Raw genomic sequence first — 18,920 nt, 5'->3', positions numbered from 1 at the left:
GTGCAGAAGTGTATACACTTTGCGCATCACTGAATGGATTCCATCATGGGCAAACTCACCACCCACGTGCTCGACACCATGCACGGCTGCCCGGCGGCCGGCATGTCGGTCACGCTCTACCGGCTGGATGGCGGCGAACCGGTGCTGCTCAAGCGCCTGACGCTCAATGCCGACGGCCGCGCCGATGGGCCGCTGTTGGACGGCGAGGCCTTGCAGCGCGGGCGCTACCGGCTGGTATTTGGCGTCGAGGCCTATTTCCGCGGCCGCGGGGTCGAGCTGCCCGAGCCGGCGTTTCTGGGCGAGGTGCCGCTGGACTTCGGCATTGCCGACGCCGGCTCGCATTACCACGTGCCGCTGCTGGCCAGCCCGTGGAGTTACTCCACCTACCGCGGTAGCTGATGAGGCCCTGGCAAGAACTGGCCGCCACGCTGGCGCGAGAGCCGGCAGTGCTGGTCACCGTGGCGCAGGTGCAGGGCAGCGGGCCGCGCGAGGTCGGTGCCTGGATGGCGGTGACAGCGGCGGGCTTTGTAGGCACCATAGGCGGCGGGCATCTGGAGTTCGAAGGCCTGGCGCAGGCGCGAGCCTTGCTGGCACGTGCACGTTCGGGGGAGCTGCCGGCCGTGGCCGAGCATCGCTATGCCCTCGGGCCCAGCCTGGGGCAGTGCTGTGGCGGAGTCGTGCACCTGCGCTACGAGCTGCTGGGGCCGGCCGATATTGCCGGCCTGCGTCAGCGCCTGGGCGGCGAAGCCGGCTGGATGCCGGTGGCACTGTTCGGCGGCGGCCATGTCGGCCGTGCCATCGTCGAGGTGCTGGCACGGCTGCCGATGCGGGTGCACTGGATAGACAGCCGCGATGAGGTCTTCCCCACGCCTCTGCCCGACAACTGCCGCGCCGAGTATTCCGATCCGGTGCATGCCGCGGTGCAAGACCTGGCCCCCGAGGCCCATGTGCTGATCATGAGCTTCAGCCATGCCGAGGATTTGGACATCGTCGCCGCCTGCCTGCAGCGCCAGCGCGAGCGCGGCGATCTACCCTTTGTCGGCCTGATTGGCAGCAAGAGCAAATGGGCAAGCTTTCGGCAGCGGCTGATCGCGCGCGGCTTTGCCGAAGCTGAGCTGGCCCACATCACCACGCCCATCGGCGTAGCGGGCATTGCCGGCAAGCAGCCCGAGGTGATCGCGGTGGCGGTGGCGGCGCAGCTGCTGATGCGCAGCGCGCACGCGAGGGGCGGTGCCTGAGTTCGGCGGCGGCGCTGCGCTGGTGTTCGCCAGCTGGACTTGCCGTTGGCGCGATACTGGGCACGCCGTCCGAGGGGCCACGTTCTGGTTAGGGCTCGTGGCGGCATCAGAATGAGCCAACTGCCCATGAATGAGAGTCCACGCCAGGCTTTTGGCCCGACGACGCGCCCGCCGGCGCTGGCCCTGCTCGGCCTGACTCTGCTGTACTACTTGCTGGCGCGCTTCGGCATGGCCTTGTTTGCGCTGCAGCCGGCCAATATCACGCTGATCTGGCTGCCTTCGGGTCTGGGCTTGATCGTCTGCCTGTGGGCCGGGTGGCGCGCCGTGCCCTTGCTGATGATGGCCAGTTTTGCGGCCAACTATCCGGGCATGGCCGACGGCGCCCAGCGTCTGCCCTGGCTGCACACCGGTGTCGTCGCCATGGCCGATGGACTTGGTGTGGCCTTGGCGGCCCAGATGGCGCGACGCCGCCTGCCGCAGGGCTTGCAGCGCACCGGTGATCTGCTCACGCTGGGCCTCTGGGTCTGCCTATTGCCCACGGCGCTGAGCAGCCTGGTTCTGGCCAGCAATCTGGTCTGGGGCGGCTATATCGCGGCCGAGCAGCTCGGCCATATGGTGATGATGCTGGTGCTGGCCGACAGCCTGGGCATGGTGCTCGTCTATCAGCTCTACGAGGGCTGGCAACCCGGCGGCGAGCGCAATCTGCGCAGTCCCTGGTTCTGGGGCGGCGCGGCGGGGCTGGTGCTGCTGCTGGCCATCAGTGCCGGTGCGCTCAAGGGCATGCTGTTCTTTGTGCTGCCGCTGTTAGTGGTGCTGAGCTTCAAGCTCAGCCTTTCCGGCGTCACCTTGCTGAGCACTTTGGTCCTGGTGGCTGGCATCGTGGCCACGGCGCAAGGCCTGGGTCCGTTTGCCACGGGGCGCCCGGAGGAGGCGCAGCTGGAGCTGATGGCCTTTACCTTTTCCAGTGCACTGACGGTGCTTGGCGTGGCGCTGCAGAACCGTCAGCTGCACCGCAGCCAGCGCTTCGGCGAGCAGTGGCGGGCAGAGGCTGAGCATGACCCCTTGACCGGATTGATGAACCGGCGCGCTTTCCAGCCGCGCCTCCTGCTTGAGCATCAGCGCGCGCAGCGCAGCGGCCGGCCGTACAGCCTGGCCATGCTGGATCTGGACCACTTCAAGCAGATCAATGACCGCCACGGCCATGCTTTTGGAGACGATGTGCTGGTGGCGGTGGCCAGCTTGATGCGCCAATGCAGCCGGGCGATCGATGCCGTGGCCCGTCTGGGCGGCGAGGAGTTCGTCATCCTGCTGCCAGACACCTCGCCAGAGGAGGCATTCAAGGCGATGGAGCGACTGCGGGTGGCCTTGGCCAGCCAGCGCCTGCTGGCGCCCGGTGGCGTCGCGGTGCAGGTGACCGCCAGCCTGGGGCTGGCAGGCTGGCGGGGCGGCGCCGATGGCGCCAATGACGTCTTGCAGCGTGCCGACCGCGCGCTCTATGCGGCCAAGGCGGCCGGGCGCAACCGAATCGTTGTCGACTGAATGAAGTGTTGATCTGTTGGCGCTGCCAACGCCGTCGACCACGTCCAGAAACTGTATACACTTTGGCCGCAGTCGCAGCGGCACCGGCTTCTAGCCCATGAGGCTTTGTCGGAGGACGCGACCCAACGCAGCCCACAGCGCCCGCCTGTGGTGGGCCGCACGGAAACAGGAAGCGAGGGTTCGCTTGGAAGCCTATCTGCTCGACTGGGCCAATCTGCTGCTGCGCTGGCTGCATGTGGTGACCGTGGTCGCCTGGATTGGCGCCTCGGTCTATTTCGTCTGGCTGGACAACCATCTGCTCAAGCCGACCGATCCGGGCCTGAAGGCCAAGGGCGTCGATGGCGAGCTGTGGGCCGTGCATGGTGGCGGCTTCTACAACCCGCAGAAGTACATGGTGGCGCCGGCCAATCTGCCGCAGCAGCTGCACTGGTTCTACTGGGAAAGCTACTGGACCTGGATGAGCGGCTTTGCGCTGTTCACGCTGCTGTATCTCTTCAACGCCGAGAGCTTTCTGATCGATCGCCAGCTGCATGACTGGAGCAGCGGTGCTGCCGTGGCAGCTGCACTGGGCTTTCTGGTGGCAGGCTGGCTGGTCTATGACCAGATCTGCCGGCGCTTTGGCCAGCGCCATCTCGACGGGCGGGTGCAGATCGGCAACGATGGGCTGGTGCTGGGGCTGATTGCGGTGTTCGTTGTCATCGCCGCCTGGGCCGCCTGCCAGTTGTTTGCCGGTCGCGCGGCCTTCCTGATCGTGGGCGCTATGCTGGCCACGATGATGACGGCCAATGTCTTCTTCTGGATCATCCCTGGCCAGAAGCAGGTGATTGCCGATATGCGCGCCGGTCGGCCGGTTGACCCGCTGTTTGGCCAGCGCGGCAAGCAGCGCAGCGTGCACAACACCTATTTCACTTTGCCGGTGCTGATTGCGATGCTGAGCAACCACTACGGCATGCTGTACCGGCAGCCGCAGAACTGGCTGGTGCTGGTGGCGCTGATGCTGGTCGGCGTGCTGGTGCGGACTTATTTCGTCAAGCGCCACAAGGGTGTCAATGCCTGGCCCTTGGTGCTGGGCGCGCTGGCTTTGTTGGCCGGGCTTATCGTCTGGATGGCACCACGATCCCACGGTTCGCCGAGTGCCGCACCGCGCGCTGCCGCGGCGCCAACGCTGGCCGAGGTGCAAGCTGTGGTCGAGCTGCGCTGCCTGGCTTGCCACAGCGGCGAGGCGGCGCAGAAAGGCATGCGGCTGGACAGCGCCGAAGCGTTGCAGGTCAATGCGCGGGCCGTCTATCAGCAGGCGGTGCTGCAAAAGACGATGCCGCTGAACAACGCCACGCAGATCACCGAGGCCGAGCGCGAACTGCTGGGCCGCTGGGTGCAGTCACTGCGGCACTGAACGCACTGCCTCAATCGGCCAGGAAGCTGGCGGCCGAGATGTCGAAGGCGTCCATCGCGCGCAAGACCTGACCCCGCGCATCCAGCCGCAGGATGCGAAAGTCGTGCATCACGCGGCCGTCATACAGCCACCAGCGTATGCCCAGGGTCTTGGCGACGAGGTCGGTGTCGGCGCGTTTGCCGGTGAGGAAATGCCAGTTGTCCCGCTTCATGCCGCGCATCTCGCGGTATTCGCGCCACAGGGCCGGCGTGTCGTGCTCGGGGTCGATGCTGATGACGAAGAAGCTCAGCTTCTGCCCGCGGCGCTCGGCCTCGGCCTGAATCTCGACCAGCTTGCGCCAGTTGACGGTGCAGACGAAACGGCACTCGCTGTACTCCATCGCCACAACGGCCGGCTGGCCGGCGAAATTGGCCAGCGTGTGTGCGCGCTCGTGCTCATCAACGAAGCGGCCGGGCAGCTGCCAGAGCGTTGTGCCGCCTCCTGCAAGGCCAGTACCGCCGCCGCCCGCCGCCACTGCCGCCGGCAGGGCCAGCAGCAGGGCAGACAGAAAAGCGGCGCTGACAAGGCGTCGAGCCATCGCTGCCTCAGTACTTCTGCAGCACCTTGACGTCGGCCGAGGCCTTGGACACATAGCCGACGGCGCCTGGCGTGGACTTGACCGCGGCGATCACCTCCAGATCGCTGGCGCGTACCGGTGGTGGGTTGATGCCTTCGCGAAAGCCTTTCTTGGCCCAGATCGATGCGTACTTCGCAGCGTCGACCTTGATCACCTTGGCGAGGAAGTCGGCTTGCGCGGCGCTGTTGTCCATCGGGCTGAGCTTGGTGCCAGCGGCGGTTTGCTTGTCGCCAACGAAAACTTCGCGGATTTCGTCGGCGCTGAGCGTGACGTTGGCATTGGCGATCACGAACACATCGCCGGCCTGAGCGCCCAGCGGTAGCAACAAGGCGATGGCGAGGGCGGCAGCGCTGAGCAAAGGAGTGGTTTTGTGCACGGTCGGCTCCTTAGAAACGGATCGCGTACTGCGCACGCAGCGAGTTGATCGTGCCCAGCGGATTGGCCACGTCGCGGTTGTTGTCCAGCTGCAGCTTGAGGGCCGAGCGCGGATCCAGGTCATAGCGCAGGCCGATGCTGGTCTGGCGGTAGGAGCTGCCGCTTTCCTGCAGGGCGAAGTAGGGGTCGGCGCCGTCCAGTGAGGCTTTCTCGAAACGCACAAAGCCGGTCAGGCGGTCGGCCAGCGTGTAGCCGGCCTGCAAATAGGCGGCCCAGGAGCGATGGCTGCTGCCGCCGTTGGCGAGATCGCGGTTGCTGAAGCGGTAGTACTCGCCGATCAGCTCAAAGTTGTCGCCCTCCCAGAAGCCATAGCCGCCGAGGAACTGTGTGCGTGCCTTGCCTTGCACGCTGCCGTCGGCGTTTTCGCCGGACACCGTTTGGCGAAGCCCATGCACACCCAGGGTCAGGCCCGGCACAGCCTTGAGGCTCAGGCCGACATTGAAGCCCAGCAAAGGGTTGCTGTTGTCATCGCCGCTGGCATTGAAGTCCAGCACGCCACTGCTGATGCGGTTGCCATTGCCGGTGTAGAGGTCGTAGCTGACCCGGCCCAGATCGGTCGCGACCCGCCCATTGGCCCAGGCGCCAACCGTGTGGGCCGGCAGGATACCGCCCTGGTCTTCAAAGGCGATGAAGCGCGGGCGGGTGATCGAGGTCTGGATCTGTGCACCGTGGTGGAAGGCGGTGTTCCAGTAGCCGTAGGGGGTGTGGAAGCGGCCGGCCCAGAGCACGAAGTCGTCGCTGAAGGCGTAGCCGATCTGCAGGCGCTCGGCGTCGGTGGCCAGCGAGCCGCCCTCGCCATACTCGAAGGCGAGCTCGATCAGGCTGCGCACATTGCTGCCGAACTGCGGGGTCAGGTAGATGTCCATCACGCCGAGCTTGCTGCCGCTGCGCAGACCGTCGCTGCGCTTGTTGTGATGGACATAGCCAACGTCCAGGAAGCCATGCAGGGGCACGCCGGTGTCGGTGCCCTTGTTGGCGCTGGCGGTGGCGGCGGCCAGGTCGCGCACGCCTTGCTCCAGCGTTTCGATGCGCGCTTGGGCCACAGGGTCGGGCTGTGCAACCGGCGTCTTGGCGGGCTGTGGTGGCGCCACCGCTACCGCCTTGGGTTGCTTCTCCAACTCGGCCAGGCGCTGGCTCAGTTGCTCGATCACGGCCAGGCTCTTTTCCAGCTTGGCTTCCAGCGCCTTGATGCGCTCCGCCTCCTTGCTTTCCTTGGCGGCGGCCTCAGCCGGCACGGTGAAGGCGCTTGCCAGGGCAAGGGCCAGGGCGCTGACGCGCAGTCGAGAGAGGTTCATGCGTGCTCCATGGTTGACGAGTGGCGCATCTGAAGCGGCCATGGGAGGCGCTTGCAGCTGGCGTCCTTCAGCGGATACAGCCTGTAGGGCCGACCTTGGCGAGATGAATCCTAGGCAAGGCGAGCGCCAGCGGAAAGGCAATTTTGCGCCGCCTGGCGCAAATTATTCAAACGATTGCACTTGACAGAATCGGCCCGTATTGCGGCTAATCGAGGAACCGGGAATTTGTGCCAAGACCGATCTTTCTGTGAACTTCATGGTGCATTGGCTGGTGTATCTTGAACTTCATCAGCTAATCACCGCAATTTTTTAGGAGCGCTCGATGCCGAAGAAGACGCGCAGTCCAGGCGCGAGCCGTCAGGGCTTCAAACGGTTGTTTTCGCCAGCGCTGAGCTTGATGTTGCGCTGTCGCTTTTCAGTCAAGGCCAACATCATCAGTGCGGCCTTTCTGATTCCCATCGTGGTCTTGCTGAACTCCTTTTGGCAGACCAAGCGCGAGCTGATCGAGACCACCCGGGTCGAGCGCCTCGGCGCCGAGTACGCGGCCAAGTTGCTGCCCGTGCTGCGCCTGGCGCAGGCCAATCGGGATGCGGCCTTGCGTCAGAGCGCCAAGATGCCAGTCGATGGCGCAAGCAGCCCGGCAGCGCTGAACGAAGCCATCAAGGCCTTGAAGCGCATTGATGCCGAGCATGGCGCGCGGTTTGAAACGGCCGGGGCGCTTGGCCAGGCTGAACAGGCCAAGGGCAGCCTGCCGTCGGGCAACGAAAGCCTGTTCAAGCTCTACGCCGCCCATGCCAAGCATGTGGCGGCCTGGGTGCAGCTGCTCGGCAACGTGGCCGATGCCAGCGGGCTGGTGCTCGACCCCGATCTGGACAGCTACTTCACCATGGATGCGTCGCTGCTCGTCCTGCCCGATTTGATTGAGAACATCAGCAAGATGGGCAGCCTTTCGGCCGCCAGCTCGGCGGCAGGGCAGGGGGCTGAGATCGCTGCGCAGGAGCTGGCGCGCATGGATGCATTGATCGAGCATTTCGAAGGCAAGCTGATCGACGACGCCGCCAAGGTTGCCAAGGCCAGGCCCGATTTGGCCGCCGGCTTGGCACTCGGCGAGCTTCCTCAACTGCTTGCAAAGTTCCGTGATTTGGCCACCGACTCGCCAGGGTCAGGAGGCATTGAGCAGGCGCAGAAAGTCGCCAGCAGCGCCGATGCCTTGCTTGCACGGCTGTGGTCTGTGCAGGGCAGCTACTGCAAGCTGCTGGCCACGATGCTGGAATCCCGCGAGGCCGCTTTGCACGGCCGGCTGATGGGGACCTTGACCTTGGTCTCCGCGTTCATCTTGCTGGCGGCCTACTTGTTCTATGCCTTCTCACTCGCGATGAACTCGGGCATGCGCGCGGTGACGCGCAAGGTCGTAGCCGTTGCCGATGGCGATCTCTCCACGGTGGTGAAGGTGCGGGGCAGCGACGAGCTCAGCCAGGTCTTGCTGCATTTGCGCGAGATGCAGCAGCGCCTGTCTGGCACGCTGGGCAAGGTGCAACGCTCGGCCGATCAGGTGGCGTCGGCCAGCCAGCAGCTGACCATGGGCACCTCCGACCTCGCCAATCGCACCGAGCAAACCTCGGCACAGCTGCAAAAGACGGCCAGCTCGATGGAACAGATGCAGGCCACGGTGTCCAGCACCGCCTCGACGACCCGCGAAGCGGCCGCCCTGGCGGAGCGCAATGCCACGGTGGCCTCGCGCGGCGGTGAGGTGATCGGCGAGGTGGTGACGACGATGCAGCGCATCCAAGCCTCCGCCAACACCATCAACGACATCATCGGCCTGATCGACTCGATTGCTTTCCAGACCAATATCCTGGCCCTGAATGCCGCAGTTGAAGCGGCGCGAGCCGGTGAGCAGGGCAAGGGCTTTGCGGTGGTGGCCTCCGAGGTGCGCAACCTGGCTCAGCGTTCGGCCAATGCGGCCAAGGAAATCAAGAGCCTGATCGGCGTCAGCGTCGAGCAGACCGAATCCGGCGTGCGGGTCGTGCGGCAGGCCGGCGCAACGATGGAAGAGATCGTCTCGGCCGCAGGGCGTATCAATCAGCTGCTGGCCGATATTGCCCGGGCCACCGCCGAGCAATCCACCGGCATCAGCATGGTGACCGAAGCGGTTGGGCAGCTCGACCAGATGACGCAGCAAAACGCGGCCCTGGTGGAAGAGACGCTGGCCGCCTCCAACACGATGATGGAGCAGGCGGCCGGCTTGGCCACCGAGGTGGGCAGCTTCAAACTTCCCGGCGAAGAGCAGCAGCGCCCGCTTGGTAGCGCGCCGATCGACTTCTTTTGAGGCGCCTGGCCAGCGCGAGGTAGCGCCTCAGTCCAGCTGCGTGTGCAGGAAGTTCAACAGCCGCTTTCTTGACTGCTCCGCGGCCTGCGGCTGACCACCCACATGCACCCCGGCACCGGGATGGGCGCCGTTGGGGACATCCTTGCGCAGCTTCACGGGCGGCGGGCCGTCAAAGCCGTGATAGGCGCCGGCGTAGCTCTCCCACTCCGGTTTGGGATCTGCGCTTGCCGCAGCCAAGGCCTTGCAGTCGGCGGCGGGCGTCCAGTCGTCGTCTTCGCCCAGCAGCATCAGCAGTGCGGCGCTGGGGCGGTAGTGGCGCGCGAGCTCGGCAGCACAGCCGGGGTAGAAGGCGACCAGAGCGCGCGGCCTCGGGCCCTGTCTCACCGCAGCGACGTTCAGATCGCTGGCCGCCAGCACCGTGCTGCCGCCGTTGGACCAGCCGATCAGCGCCAGGCGGCTGGCATCGACCTCGGGCCTGGTCGCCAGCCATTGCAGCGCACCCAGGGCATCGAGCCGGCGATTGGCCATGGTGATGGCGCGAGTGCCGATCCTTTGGGTGCAGATCGACTTTTCGCCGCGAGCGCCGAACGAGTCGAGCACCAGCACGTGCCAGCCCTGCGCATTCAGCAAGCCCGCCATCTCGGTCATCCGCGCTGACAGCCGGCCCGAGCCCTGATAGGCGCCGCCACAACCATGCAGCAGCACGAGGGCGGGGCGGCGCGTTGCCGTGGCGTCTGCAGCGAACCAATGGGCACGCAGGGCGAGGGCATGCCCTGCACGCTGCTCCAGACTGGGCACGGTCAGTTCGAGTTCGCTGGCTTGGGCGTGGACAGGGAGCGCGAAACCCAACGCGAACCCAAGCGACAGCAGCGCAAGGCGTAGCCTTGGGCTCATGGGCTGCTTGGCAGCGGGGGCAGGAAGCGCAGCGCACCGGCGATGCGGTTCCAGGCATTGATATTGGCGATGGCTGCGGTCAGATAGCTCAGCTGGGCCTTGCCGAACTCGGCCAAAGCGGTCTCGTAAAGCGGGTCTTCGATGCCCGCGGCCGGCGTACACAGCGCTTCGGTCCAGGCCAGGGCGGCCTGTTCACGCGGGCTGAATACCGGCGCTTCGCGCCAGACCGGCAGGAGGTCGAGCTTGCTCTGCGGCATCTTCAGCTGTCGGGCCACGTTCAGGTGGAACTGCAGGCAAAAGGCGCAGCCATTGAGCTGCGACGCGCGCAGCTTGATCAACTCCAGCAGGTCCTTCTCCAGCCCCGAGTCGTTGATCGCCTTGCCCAGCGCCAGCAAGGCTTCTGAAACACCGGGGGTGAGGGCGGCGAACTCGGGGCGATCGATGCGGGTCTGACTCATGACGGTTGCAGCTTCTGTTTGGGAGCAAGACCGCCAGTGTGCCGTGCGCCAGTCAGGCATCCGTGTCTGCAGTGTTTTCATTGTGCGAAGCCTGACTCGGCCGTTGCAGAGGGCTGCGGCACTGCCCGGCCACCGGGCGCGCAGCGCCCTTGCCGGCATCCTGGAATTGATATTTGTCTTGCTGAAAGTTCAGAAAATACTGAAAATTCAGAAAACATTGAGCCAGCGCAAGCGCCGAATGTCTCGAACTTGCGCTGGCACAAGTCCCGATAAGGAGTTTCGGCATGAACAGCATGAGCCCGCTGGTACGCAGCTTTGTGGCCCATTTCGGCGAAATGGGCAGCCGCTGGGGCATCAACCGCACGGTGGGGCAGATTTATGCGCTGATCTATGTGTCGCCGCGCGCCTTGAACGCCGACGAGATGGCCGAGGCGCTCGAGTTCAGCCGCTCCAACCTGAGCATGGGGCTGAAGGAGTTGCAGGCCTGGCGCCTGGTGCGGCTCAAGCATCTGCCTGGCGATCGGCGCGAGTATTTTGAGGCGCCGTCGGATGCCTGGGAGATCTTTCGCACGCTGGCTGAGGAACGGCGCCGGCGCGAAATCGAGCCGACGCTGTCGATGCTGCGCAATGCGCTGCTCGAGCAGCCCAGCAGCGAGGAGGACCGCATTGCCCAGGAGCGCATGCGCGGCATGCACGACCTGATCGAGCTGATGAGCAACTGGTTCGACGATGTGCAGCGGATGGATTCGCAGACGCTGGCCCAGCTGATGAAGATGGGCTCCAAGGTGCAGAAGCTGCTGGAGTTCACCGGCCGGCTGAAGCTGGGCAGTGGTCGCAGCGAGCGCAACGGCGAGGAAGGCTGAGCCATGGGTACCGCTCTCGACGCCCTGGTGCTGGCGCGCATGCAGTTCGCCGCCAACATCAGCTTTCACATCCTCTTCCCCAGCATCAATATCGCGCTGGGCTGGTTGCTGCTCTTGCTGCGCTGGCGCTGGCTGCGCAGCGGCGACGCGCTCTGGCTGGGGGCCTACCGCTTCTGGACCAAGGTGTTTGCGCTGAGCTTTGCGCTGGGCGTGGTCAGCGGCATCACGATGAGCATGCAGTTCGGCACCAACTGGCCGGGCTTCATGGAACGAGCCGGCAATATCGCCGGCCCGCTGCTGGGCTATGAGGTGCTGACGGCGTTTTTCCTGGAAGCCAGCTTTCTGGGTGTGATGCTGTTCGGCCATGGCCGCGTCAGCGAGCGGGTTCATTTCATCGCCACCGCCCTGGTCGCCTTCGGCACGACGCTGAGCGCCTTCTGGATCCTGAGCCTGAACTCCTGGATGCAGACGCCGCAGGGCTACGAGATCATCAATGGCGAGTTCCATGCCAAGGACTGGCTGGCCATTGTCTTCAACCCGTCCTTCCCCTACCGTCTCGCCCATGTGTTGCTGGCCTCTGCCTTGACGGTGGCCTTTCTGGTTGCCGGCTTGAGCGCCTGGCAGCTGCTCAAGGGCAATGCGCAGCCACACAGCGCGCCGCTGCTGCGCCTGGCGCTGATCGCTGCCGCGGTGCTGGTGCCGGTGCAGATTGCCGTCGGCGACCAGCATGGGCTGAACACCTTGGCCCATCAGCCGCAGAAGGTGGCGGCGATGGAGGGTGTCTGGCAGAGCGAGCGTGGCGCGCCGCTGCTGCTGTTTGCCTGGCCGAACGAACGCGAGCGCCGCAATGACTTTGAACTGGCGGTGCCCAAGCTGGCCAGCCTGATTCTGACTCACGATCCCGAGGGCGAAATCCGCGGCCTGGACGAGTTCCGCGGTGCCCATCCGCCGGTGGCGCCGGTGTTCTTTGCCTTTCGCGTCATGGTCGGTACCGGCCTGCTGATGCTGGCCTTCAGCTGGGGCGGGCTGCTGTACTTACGCCGGCTGCGGCGGCAAGGCCAGGGGCCGGCGGCACTGCCGCGCTGGCTGCTGCAGGGCCTGGCCTGGATGAGCTTCTCCGGCTGGCTGGCCACGCTGGCCGGCTGGTATGTGACCGAGATTGGCCGCCAGCCCTTCCTGGTCTACGGCCTGCTGCGCACCGCTGATCTGGCCTCCAGCACCCCGGCCCCGACGATTGCGCTGAGTCTGGCCGGCTATCTGGCGCTCTACCTGGGCCTGATCGTCGCCTACATCTCGGTCATCAAGTACATGGCCGGCAAGCCGCTGCCGGAGCATCCCGCTGAGCTGAAAACGCTGCCCGTTGGCGCCAGGAGTGCCGCATGAATGCCGCCACCGCTTTCCCCCTGATCTTCATGGGCCTGATGGGCCTGGCCCTGCTGCTTTACGTCGTGCTGGACGGCTACGACCTGGGTGTCGGGCTCTTGATGGCCGGTGCGCCAGCCGCGCAGCAGGACCGCATGGTCGCCTCGATCGGCCCTTTCTGGGACGCCAACGAGACCTGGCTGGTGCTGGGCGTGGGCATTCTGCTGATCGCCTTCCCCAAGGCCCATGGCGTGATCCTGCAGGGTCTCTACCTCCCGGTGGTGCTGATGCTGCTCGGGCTGACGCTGCGCGGCGTCGCCTTTGATTTCCGCAGCAAGGCCGACTCGCAGTGGCAGCCGCTGTGGAACCGCCTGTTCAGCGCGGGCTCACTGCTCGCCGCGCTGGCCCAGGGCTGGATGCTCGGGCGCTATGTCAGCGGTCTGCAGAGTGGCGGCTGGCACGATTTGTTCGCCGCCGGCATCGCGCTGGCGTTGACGGCGGCCTATGCGCTGCTCGGCGCCTGCTGGCTGATCATGAAGACCGAGGGCGAGTTGCAGCGGCGCAGTGTCCGGCGTGCCCAGCAGGTCTGGCCGTTGGTGGTGCTCGGCCTGGCGGCGATCTCGGTCGCCACGCCCTTGCTCAGCGCTACCGTGGCTGAGCGCTGGTTCGCATTGCCGCAGCTGATCGCGCTGCTGCCAATTCCGCTGATCTCGGTGCTGGCCTTGTTGGCGCTGCGGGCCTTGCTGAACTCCAGCCGCATTCTCGGCAAGCTGTGCTGGTTGCCTTTTGCGCTGATGGTGCTGGTGATGTTGATGGGGTTCATCGGCCTGGCCTACAGCCTCTATCCCTTTGTGCTGATCGACCGCATCACGGTCTGGCAGGCGGCCGCGGCGACCGAGTCGCTGGGCGTGATCCTGATCGGTTGTTCGCTGACCGTACCGATGATCCTGGCCTACACCCTCTTTGCCTACCGCGTCTTCTGGGGCAAGGCCGCGGCGCTGAGTTACGCCTGAAGGCCAAAAACCGCCCCCACTCGTCGCAGCCAAGCGCAGGTCGCACCGACTCAGGTGCAATTCGTCGCCTCAGGCTGGCGCCGGCCAGCGTGACTTCCGATACTGCCGCGCAGGAGATAACGGGAAGGGAATAGGTGAACATATGTCGCACAAAAGCCACAGATCGCGCCCCATCACCGCCATGGCCTTTGGCCTGGCCCTGATCTTCGCGCCCATGGTGCCCGCGCAAGCCAGCGAGGTGGTCAAGCTGGCGCGGCTGGTGCTGACCGGCAAGCGCACCAGCGAACCGGCGCAAGCGCCGCAGCCCAAGCCGGGCCCGGGTAACCACGACAGCGCCGAGCGCGGCCCGCGCAGCCTGCATCTGTCGGACGCTGGCAAGTTCGAAATCAGCGCTGAAGGGGAGCTGAGCTTGCACAGCCGCGCCCTGTTGCCACGCAGCTGAGGCTGCTTCAGTCTTGCAAGGCAGGCGGTCGCGGATGAAGCCGCGCCATGCCGAACGAATCGACATACTGCCCGGCGCGCAAGGCGTGCCGGCGCATCCGGCCTTCGATCTCAAAGCCAAAGCGCTGGTACAGGCGCACGGCGCGGTCGTTGTCGCAGTAGACCTCCAATTCCAGCCGCAGCACCTGCGCCCAGTTGTCGGCGTAGTCGATCAACGCGCCCAGCAGGGCCGAACCCAGGCCATGACCTTGAGCCTCCGGCGCCACTGAAATCCCCAAGCTCATCGCATGCCGTCGCCGCAGTGCCGCAGCGGCCGGATGCAGGCCGGCGCTGGCCATGACGCGCCCCTCGACCACGGCGACCAGATGCAGGTCCGGCTTGCCCGGCTGCAGCTGTTCACTGAGCCGCTGGCGCCACAGCTCTTCGCTGGGGTGGGGCATCTGCAGCAGATTGCCGTAGACCTCGGGCGAGGACATCAGGCGGACGAAGTCAGCGGCGTCGTCGGGTCGTGGGCGGCGTATCGTGAATTCCATCGGGGGCTCCTGTTGTGCTCGTTCAGTGATCGTTTCGGAAACAAAAAAGCCCGCTGGATGAGCGGGCTTGGGGCGTTGCATTGAACTGCGGTAGCGGTTTTGGCGGCTGACTCGCTCTTTCAGCCTGAACACGGGCGGCACATGACGGGCATGTGCAGCGCTTGTAGTTGCAGGGTTAGCGAGAGGCGGTTCATGCGGTCCAGTATGCGGGGCTGAGGTGATCGCCGTCAAGCCATGCAGATGGTCATGCTGGCAGTGGCAAATGGCCTAGATCTCAGCCCGCTGCGGCGACAATAGCGGCATGCCTCGCCTCACCGAACTTCCGTCCGACCAGCCCTCCCAATCAAGCCCAGCTGCCGTTCGACCCGCCAAGGGTGAGCCGCTGCCGGCAGAGCGCTTCGCCCTGCGCGTGGGGCCTTCAAAGATAGATGGCCTGGGTGTGTTCGCGGCGGAGACGATTCCGGCGCGACGCAAGATCGGCGAGATGCGCGGCGAGATCATCAGCGTGGCCGAGGCACGCCGGCGCATCAAGGGCAGGGCGCGTATCCATATCGTCGAGCTGAGCACGCGTACAGCCGTTGATGCAACGAATTCCAGCTGCGCGTTGCGCCACGTCAATCACTCCTGCAGCCCGAATACGGTGCTGCGCATCCGCCAGGGACGTGCCGAGTTCTATGCGCTGCGCGATATCGAAGCAGGCGAAGAGATCGCCGCGCATTACGGCGAGAGCCATCACGAGGGGCGGCTGCGCTGCGGCTGCGGTGCGCCGAACTGCAGCGGCCGCTTGTGATGGGTAGAGAGGCGCCGTCAATGCGGCGCCGATCACTCACTCAGTCGTTCAGCGGGCCGCTCGACTGCAGCCAGAACAGGCGCAGATCCTGGGCGGCGTAGAGGGCATCGTCGAGCAGCACATCCTGGTCAACCTCATCGTCGGGCTCGTAGGCTTCGGCGATATAGGCCTCACGCTGCTCGCCCTCGGGCATGGCCACGGCGGCAATCGCCATCAGCAGCGCGTCCAGCATCTGGCCGGATTCGCTGTCGGCCTCATGGGCGTACCACTCGGTCTCCATATCGTCGACGGCCTGCATAAAGCCCTCGGCCCACATCACCCCGGGGGCAGGCAGCTCCTCCAGCTGCTCGGCCGTGAGCACGCCCTGCGAGAGCAGCGAGGCTTTGGTGGCCTCGTCGAACTCGGTGATCATCGGCGTCAGCCGCATCTCGTCCGGGTTGGCGGACAGCGCCTCGGGCTCCAGCGCGTCGGCGATCTCGTTCCAGCGCTCGTGCAGCACGGTCATGAACTCGTCCAGCACTTCTTGCTCTTCGAGTGCGGCCGGCCAGTCTTCGCCGAACAGCGCATCCATGGCCTGCACCGGCGCAGCGAGCACCGGGCCGCAGACCAGCGCGGTGAGGTAGCCGTCCAGCGTGTCGATGGGAATCGCTTCCTCGTCTTCCTCGGCGGCCGCCGCGAGGATGTTCAGCAAGGCGGCCAGGCGCTCTGCGTTGTCGTGATCGATCTCTTGGCTCATGGACGGTGTTCCTTGCTTGCTTGAAAAGAACAAGGGCCCCCGCATGGTCAGCGGGAGCCCTTGCGTGTTGGATTGTCTAACGGATCAGAGCTTCTCTGCTACCCAGGCTTGCACGCCGGCCAGGGCCTGGGGCAGGGCGCTGGCGTTGGTGCCGCCGGCCATGGCCATGTCGGGCTTGCCGCCGCCCTTGCCGCCGACCTGCTGAGCGACGAAGTTGACCAGATCGCCGGCCTTGATCTTGGCCGTGCTGTCGGCGGTAACGCCGGCCGCCAGCTGGACCTTGTCGCCATCGACGGCAGCCAGCACGATGGCGGCGGTCTTGAGCTTGTCCTTCAGCTTGTCCATGGTCTCGCGCAGGGTCTTGGCATCGGCGCCGACCAGCGTGGCGGCGAGCACCTTGATGCCCTTGACGTCGACGGCCTGGGCCAGCAGCTCATCGCCCTGGGCCGAGGCCAGCTTGCTCTTGGCGGCGCTGAGTTCCTTCTCCAGCGCACGAACCTGATCAAGCACAGCGTGAACGCGTGTTTCCAGCTCGGCGGGGGCGGCCTTCAGTGTGCCGGCGACCGCCTGCACGGTGGACTCCAGCGATTGCAGATAGGCCAGCGCGTTGTCACCGGTCACCGCCTCGATGCGGCGCACACCGGCGGCGACACCGCCTTCGGCAAGCACCTTGAACAGGCCGATGTCACCGGTGGCTTTCACATGGGTGCCACCACAGAGTTCCTTGGAGCTGCCGATCGACAGCACGCGCACCGTGTCGCCGTACTTCTCGCCGAACAGCATCATCGCGCCGCTCTTTTGTGCATCGTCCAGCGCCATCACCTCGGCCTTGGCCGCGGCATTGGCCAGGATCTCTGCGTTGACGATGGCCTCGACGCGCTTGATCTCGTCGGCTGTCAGCGGCGCGGTGTGGGCAAAGTCGAAGCGAGTGCGTTCGGCATTCACCAGCGAGCCCTTTTGCTGCACATGGGCGCCCAGCACCTCGCGCAAGGCCTTGTGCATCAGGTGGGTGGCGCTGTGATTGCGCACCGTCTTGGCACGCGCCTCGGCATTGACGCGGGCGACGAATTGATCGCCGGCCTTGATCGCGCCTTCCAACACGCGGCCGTGGTGGCCGAACACATCGGCCTGGATCTTCAGCGTGTCTTCGACGGAGAAACGGCTGCTGTTGTTGCGCAGCTCGCCGCTATCGCCGACCTGGCCGCCGCTTTCGGCGTAGAAGGGCGTGTGGTCCAGCACGACGACGGCATCGTCCCCGGCCTTGGCCTCGGCCACCAGCGCGCCATCAACGTAGACGGCGGTGACGGTGCTGGTCTCGCAGACCAGATGTTCATAACCGTGGAAGGCGGTGGGCTGGCCCTTGTACTCGAGACCCTGGGCCATCTTGAACTTGCCGGCCGCGCGGGCTTGTTCGCGCTGGCGATTCATCGCTGCCTCGAAGCCGGCCTGGTCGACGGTGACGCCGCGTTCGCGGCAGACGTCGCCGGTCAGGTCGACCGGGAAACCGTAGGTGTCGTGCAGCTTGAAGGCGGTCTCGCCATCGACCTGCTTTGCACCGCCGGCCAGCGCGGCTTCGAGGATTTCCATGCCGTTGGCAATGGTCTGGAAGAAGCGCTCTTCCTCCTGGCGCAGCACCTCGGTCACGCGGGCCTGGGCCTGGCGCAGTTCCGGATAGGCCTCGCCCATCTGGTTCACCAGCTCGGCGACGATCTTGTGGAAGAAGGGCGTGCGGGCGCCCAGCTTGTAGCCGTGGCGGATGGCGCGGCGGGCGATGCGGCGCAGCACATAGCCGCGGCCCTCGTTGCCGGGAATGACGCCATCGACGATGGTGAAGGAGCAGGCGCGGATGTGGTCGGCAATGACCTTCAGCGAGGCGCTGTCCTTGCCACAGTCACCGCCGCCTGCCACGTCAACCGCGGCCTTGGCGGCGGCCAGCAGCGCCACGAAGGTGTCGATCTCGTAATTCGAGTGCACATGCTGCAGCACCGCGGCCAGTCGCTCCAGGCCCATGCCGGTATCGACCGAGGGCTTGGGCAGGCGATGCATCACGCCGTCTTCGGTGCGGTTGAACTGCATGAAGACGTTGTTCCAGATCTCGATGTAGCGGTCGCCGTCTTCCTCGGGGCTGCCCGGAGGGCCGCCGGCGATCTCGGGGCCATGGTCGTAGAAGATTTCCGTGCAGGGGCCGCAAGGTCCAGTATCGCCCATCATCCAGAAGTTGTCGGACATGTAGCGGCCGCCCTTGTTGTCGCCGATGCGCACGATGCGCTCGGCGGGCACGCCCACCACCTTGTTCCAGATCTCATAGGCCTCGTCGTCCTCGGCGTAGACGGTGACCCACAGCTTCTCGGCCGGCAGCATGAAGTGCTTGGTCAGCAGTTCCCAGGCGTAGGAAATCGCGTCGTGCTTGAAGTAGTCCCCGAAGCTGAAGTTGCCCAGCATTTCGAAGAAGGTGTGGTGGCGCGCGGTGTAGCCGACGTTGTCCAGGTCGTTGTGCTTGCCGCCGGCGCGGATGCACTTCTGGCTGGTGGTGGCGCGGGTGTAGGCGCGCTTGTCAAAGCCCAGGAACACGTCCTTGAACTGGTTCATGCCCGCGTTGGTGAACAGCAGCGTCGGGTCGTCACCGGGCACGACCGGGCTGGACGCCACGATCTGGTGACCCTTGGATTCGAAGAACTTCAGAAATGTCTGGCGAATCTCAGCTGCTTTCATTCCGGGCGCTTTCTCGTCGTACCTCAGCAGGACTGGGGTAAATACTTGATTTTTGGGAGCTTTTGATTATAGGGGCGAGGTCGCGGCCGGGCCGGTGCGGCTTGGGAAGGTCTGCATAAGTCGGCGTGGGCCGTGGCAAGCACCAGCCATGGCCTGCCTAGGCGCGAGCCGCAGCTCAGGCTGGTGGCCTGCGCAAGGCTCGCAACACCGGCAGGGCGTGGCTGGTGCTTGCCCTGCGGGTTGAGAGAAAAGGGGCCCCCACGGGCGTTGCGC

At 65.6% G+C, this 18,920-nt stretch carries 18 protein-coding genes; 10 read left to right on the top strand and 8 right to left on the bottom strand.

Translation table 11 applies throughout. The features are described from left to right. Positions 1-45 precede the first annotated feature (45 nt). From uraH to RQP53_RS19060, 4 genes are all read left to right on the top strand, one after another. Positions 46-399 carry a hydroxyisourate hydrolase gene (gene uraH / locus RQP53_RS19075; RefSeq protein WP_315652280.1) on the top strand — a complete coding sequence of 118 codons (354 nt, stop codon included), beginning with the start codon at positions 46-48 and terminating at the stop codon, positions 397-399. After that, on the top strand, positions 399-1,238 hold the full coding sequence (xdhC, locus tag RQP53_RS19070; protein WP_315652279.1) for a xanthine dehydrogenase accessory protein XdhC: 840 nt from the start codon (positions 399-401) through the stop codon (positions 1,236-1,238). Before uraH ends, xdhC begins: the two co-directional genes overlap by 1 nt. Positions 1,239-1,364: 126 nt before the next feature. Beyond that, positions 1,365-2,777, top strand: coding sequence for a sensor domain-containing diguanylate cyclase (locus tag RQP53_RS19065; protein WP_315652278.1), 1,413 nt, complete (start codon positions 1,365-1,367; stop codon positions 2,775-2,777). A 184-nt stretch (positions 2,778-2,961) separates the two neighbouring features. Continuing rightward, positions 2,962-4,170, top strand: coding sequence for a urate hydroxylase PuuD (locus tag RQP53_RS19060; protein WP_315652277.1), 1,209 nt, complete (start codon positions 2,962-2,964; stop codon positions 4,168-4,170). 10 nt (positions 4,171-4,180) lie between these two features. Here RQP53_RS19060 and RQP53_RS19055 read toward each other — a convergent pair whose 3' ends face one another. The 3 genes from RQP53_RS19055 to RQP53_RS19045 are packed head-to-tail and all read right to left on the bottom strand — an operon-like array spanning position 4,181 to position 6,516. Then, positions 4,181-4,747, bottom strand: coding sequence for an SCO family protein (locus tag RQP53_RS19055; protein ID WP_315652276.1), 567 nt, complete (start codon positions 4,745-4,747; stop codon positions 4,181-4,183). Positions 4,748-4,754: 7 nt separating this feature from the next. Beyond that, positions 4,755-5,162 carry a hypothetical protein gene (locus RQP53_RS19050; protein ID WP_315652275.1) on the bottom strand — a complete coding sequence of 136 codons (408 nt, stop codon included), beginning with the start codon at positions 5,160-5,162 and terminating at the stop codon, positions 4,755-4,757. 10 nt (positions 5,163-5,172) lie between these two features. Next, positions 5,173-6,516 carry a hypothetical protein gene (locus RQP53_RS19045; RefSeq protein ID WP_315652274.1) on the bottom strand — a complete coding sequence of 448 codons (1,344 nt, stop codon included), beginning with the start codon at positions 6,514-6,516 and terminating at the stop codon, positions 5,173-5,175. A 322-nt stretch (positions 6,517-6,838) separates the two neighbouring features. Between RQP53_RS19045 and RQP53_RS19040 the strand changes: the two genes are divergently transcribed. Further along, entirely contained in the window at positions 6,839-8,845 is a 2,007-nt protein-coding gene (locus tag RQP53_RS19040) for a methyl-accepting chemotaxis protein (RefSeq protein WP_315652273.1), read from the top strand. A gap of 27 nt (positions 8,846-8,872) precedes the next feature. On the opposite strand, the gene RQP53_RS19035 is transcribed toward RQP53_RS19040, so the two are convergent. Both RQP53_RS19035 and RQP53_RS19030 read right to left on the bottom strand, forming a co-directional pair. Further along, complete coding sequence (locus RQP53_RS19035; protein WP_315652272.1) at positions 8,873-9,739, bottom strand: dienelactone hydrolase family protein; 867 nt, start codon at positions 9,737-9,739, stop codon at positions 8,873-8,875. Further along, positions 9,736-10,197: a carboxymuconolactone decarboxylase family protein gene (locus RQP53_RS19030; RefSeq protein WP_315652271.1), complete on the bottom strand. Its 462-nt coding sequence runs from the start codon at positions 10,195-10,197 to the stop codon at positions 9,736-9,738. The genes RQP53_RS19035 and RQP53_RS19030 overlap by 4 nt, the downstream gene beginning before the upstream one ends. A 284-nt stretch (positions 10,198-10,481) precedes the next feature. Between RQP53_RS19030 and RQP53_RS19025 the strand changes: the two genes are divergently transcribed. The 4 genes from RQP53_RS19025 (at position 10,482) to RQP53_RS19010 (ending at position 13,877) form a co-directional block, all read left to right on the top strand. Continuing rightward, positions 10,482-11,060, top strand: a complete 579-nt coding sequence (locus tag RQP53_RS19025; RefSeq protein ID WP_315652270.1) for a GbsR/MarR family transcriptional regulator — start codon at positions 10,482-10,484, stop codon at positions 11,058-11,060. 3 nt (positions 11,061-11,063) lie between these two features. Then, entirely contained in the window at positions 11,064-12,443 is a 1,380-nt protein-coding gene (locus tag RQP53_RS19020) for a cytochrome ubiquinol oxidase subunit I (protein ID WP_315652269.1), read from the top strand. Continuing rightward, positions 12,440-13,435 (top strand): cytochrome d ubiquinol oxidase subunit II, encoded by a 996-nt coding sequence (locus RQP53_RS19015; RefSeq protein WP_315652268.1) that lies wholly within the window; start codon positions 12,440-12,442, stop codon positions 13,433-13,435. Before RQP53_RS19020 ends, RQP53_RS19015 begins: the two co-directional genes overlap by 4 nt. A 142-nt stretch (positions 13,436-13,577) precedes the next feature. After that, positions 13,578-13,877 (top strand): hypothetical protein, encoded by a 300-nt coding sequence (locus tag RQP53_RS19010; RefSeq protein WP_315652267.1) that lies wholly within the window; start codon positions 13,578-13,580, stop codon positions 13,875-13,877. Between the two features lie 7 nt (positions 13,878-13,884). Here RQP53_RS19010 and RQP53_RS19005 read toward each other — a convergent pair whose 3' ends face one another. After that, positions 13,885-14,409, bottom strand: coding sequence for a GNAT family N-acetyltransferase (locus RQP53_RS19005; RefSeq protein ID WP_315652266.1), 525 nt, complete (start codon positions 14,407-14,409; stop codon positions 13,885-13,887). A gap of 301 nt (positions 14,410-14,710) precedes the next feature. Between RQP53_RS19005 and RQP53_RS19000 the strand changes: the two genes are divergently transcribed. Continuing rightward, the gene (locus RQP53_RS19000; protein WP_315652265.1) at positions 14,711-15,199 is read left to right on the top strand and encodes an SET domain-containing protein; all 489 of its coding nucleotides are present in this window, start codon (positions 14,711-14,713) and stop codon (positions 15,197-15,199) included. Between the two features lie 40 nt (positions 15,200-15,239). Here RQP53_RS19000 and RQP53_RS18995 read toward each other — a convergent pair whose 3' ends face one another. After that, positions 15,240-15,935 (bottom strand): UPF0149 family protein, encoded by a 696-nt coding sequence (locus RQP53_RS18995; protein ID WP_315652264.1) that lies wholly within the window; start codon positions 15,933-15,935, stop codon positions 15,240-15,242. A gap of 84 nt (positions 15,936-16,019) precedes the next feature. After that, a complete protein-coding gene (gene alaS / locus RQP53_RS18990) occupies positions 16,020-18,647 on the bottom strand; it encodes an alanine--tRNA ligase (RefSeq protein ID WP_315652263.1) in 2,628 nt (875 codons plus the stop codon). Positions 18,648-18,920: the final 273 nt, after the last annotated feature.

The organism is Roseateles aquae (assembly GCF_032337115.1).
GTDB classification, from domain to species: domain Bacteria; phylum Pseudomonadota; class Gammaproteobacteria; order Burkholderiales; family Burkholderiaceae_C; genus Roseateles_C; species Roseateles_C aquae.
The sequence above is the reverse complement of the archived record's forward strand: the minus strand, read 5'-3'. Positions and strand labels throughout refer to the sequence as shown.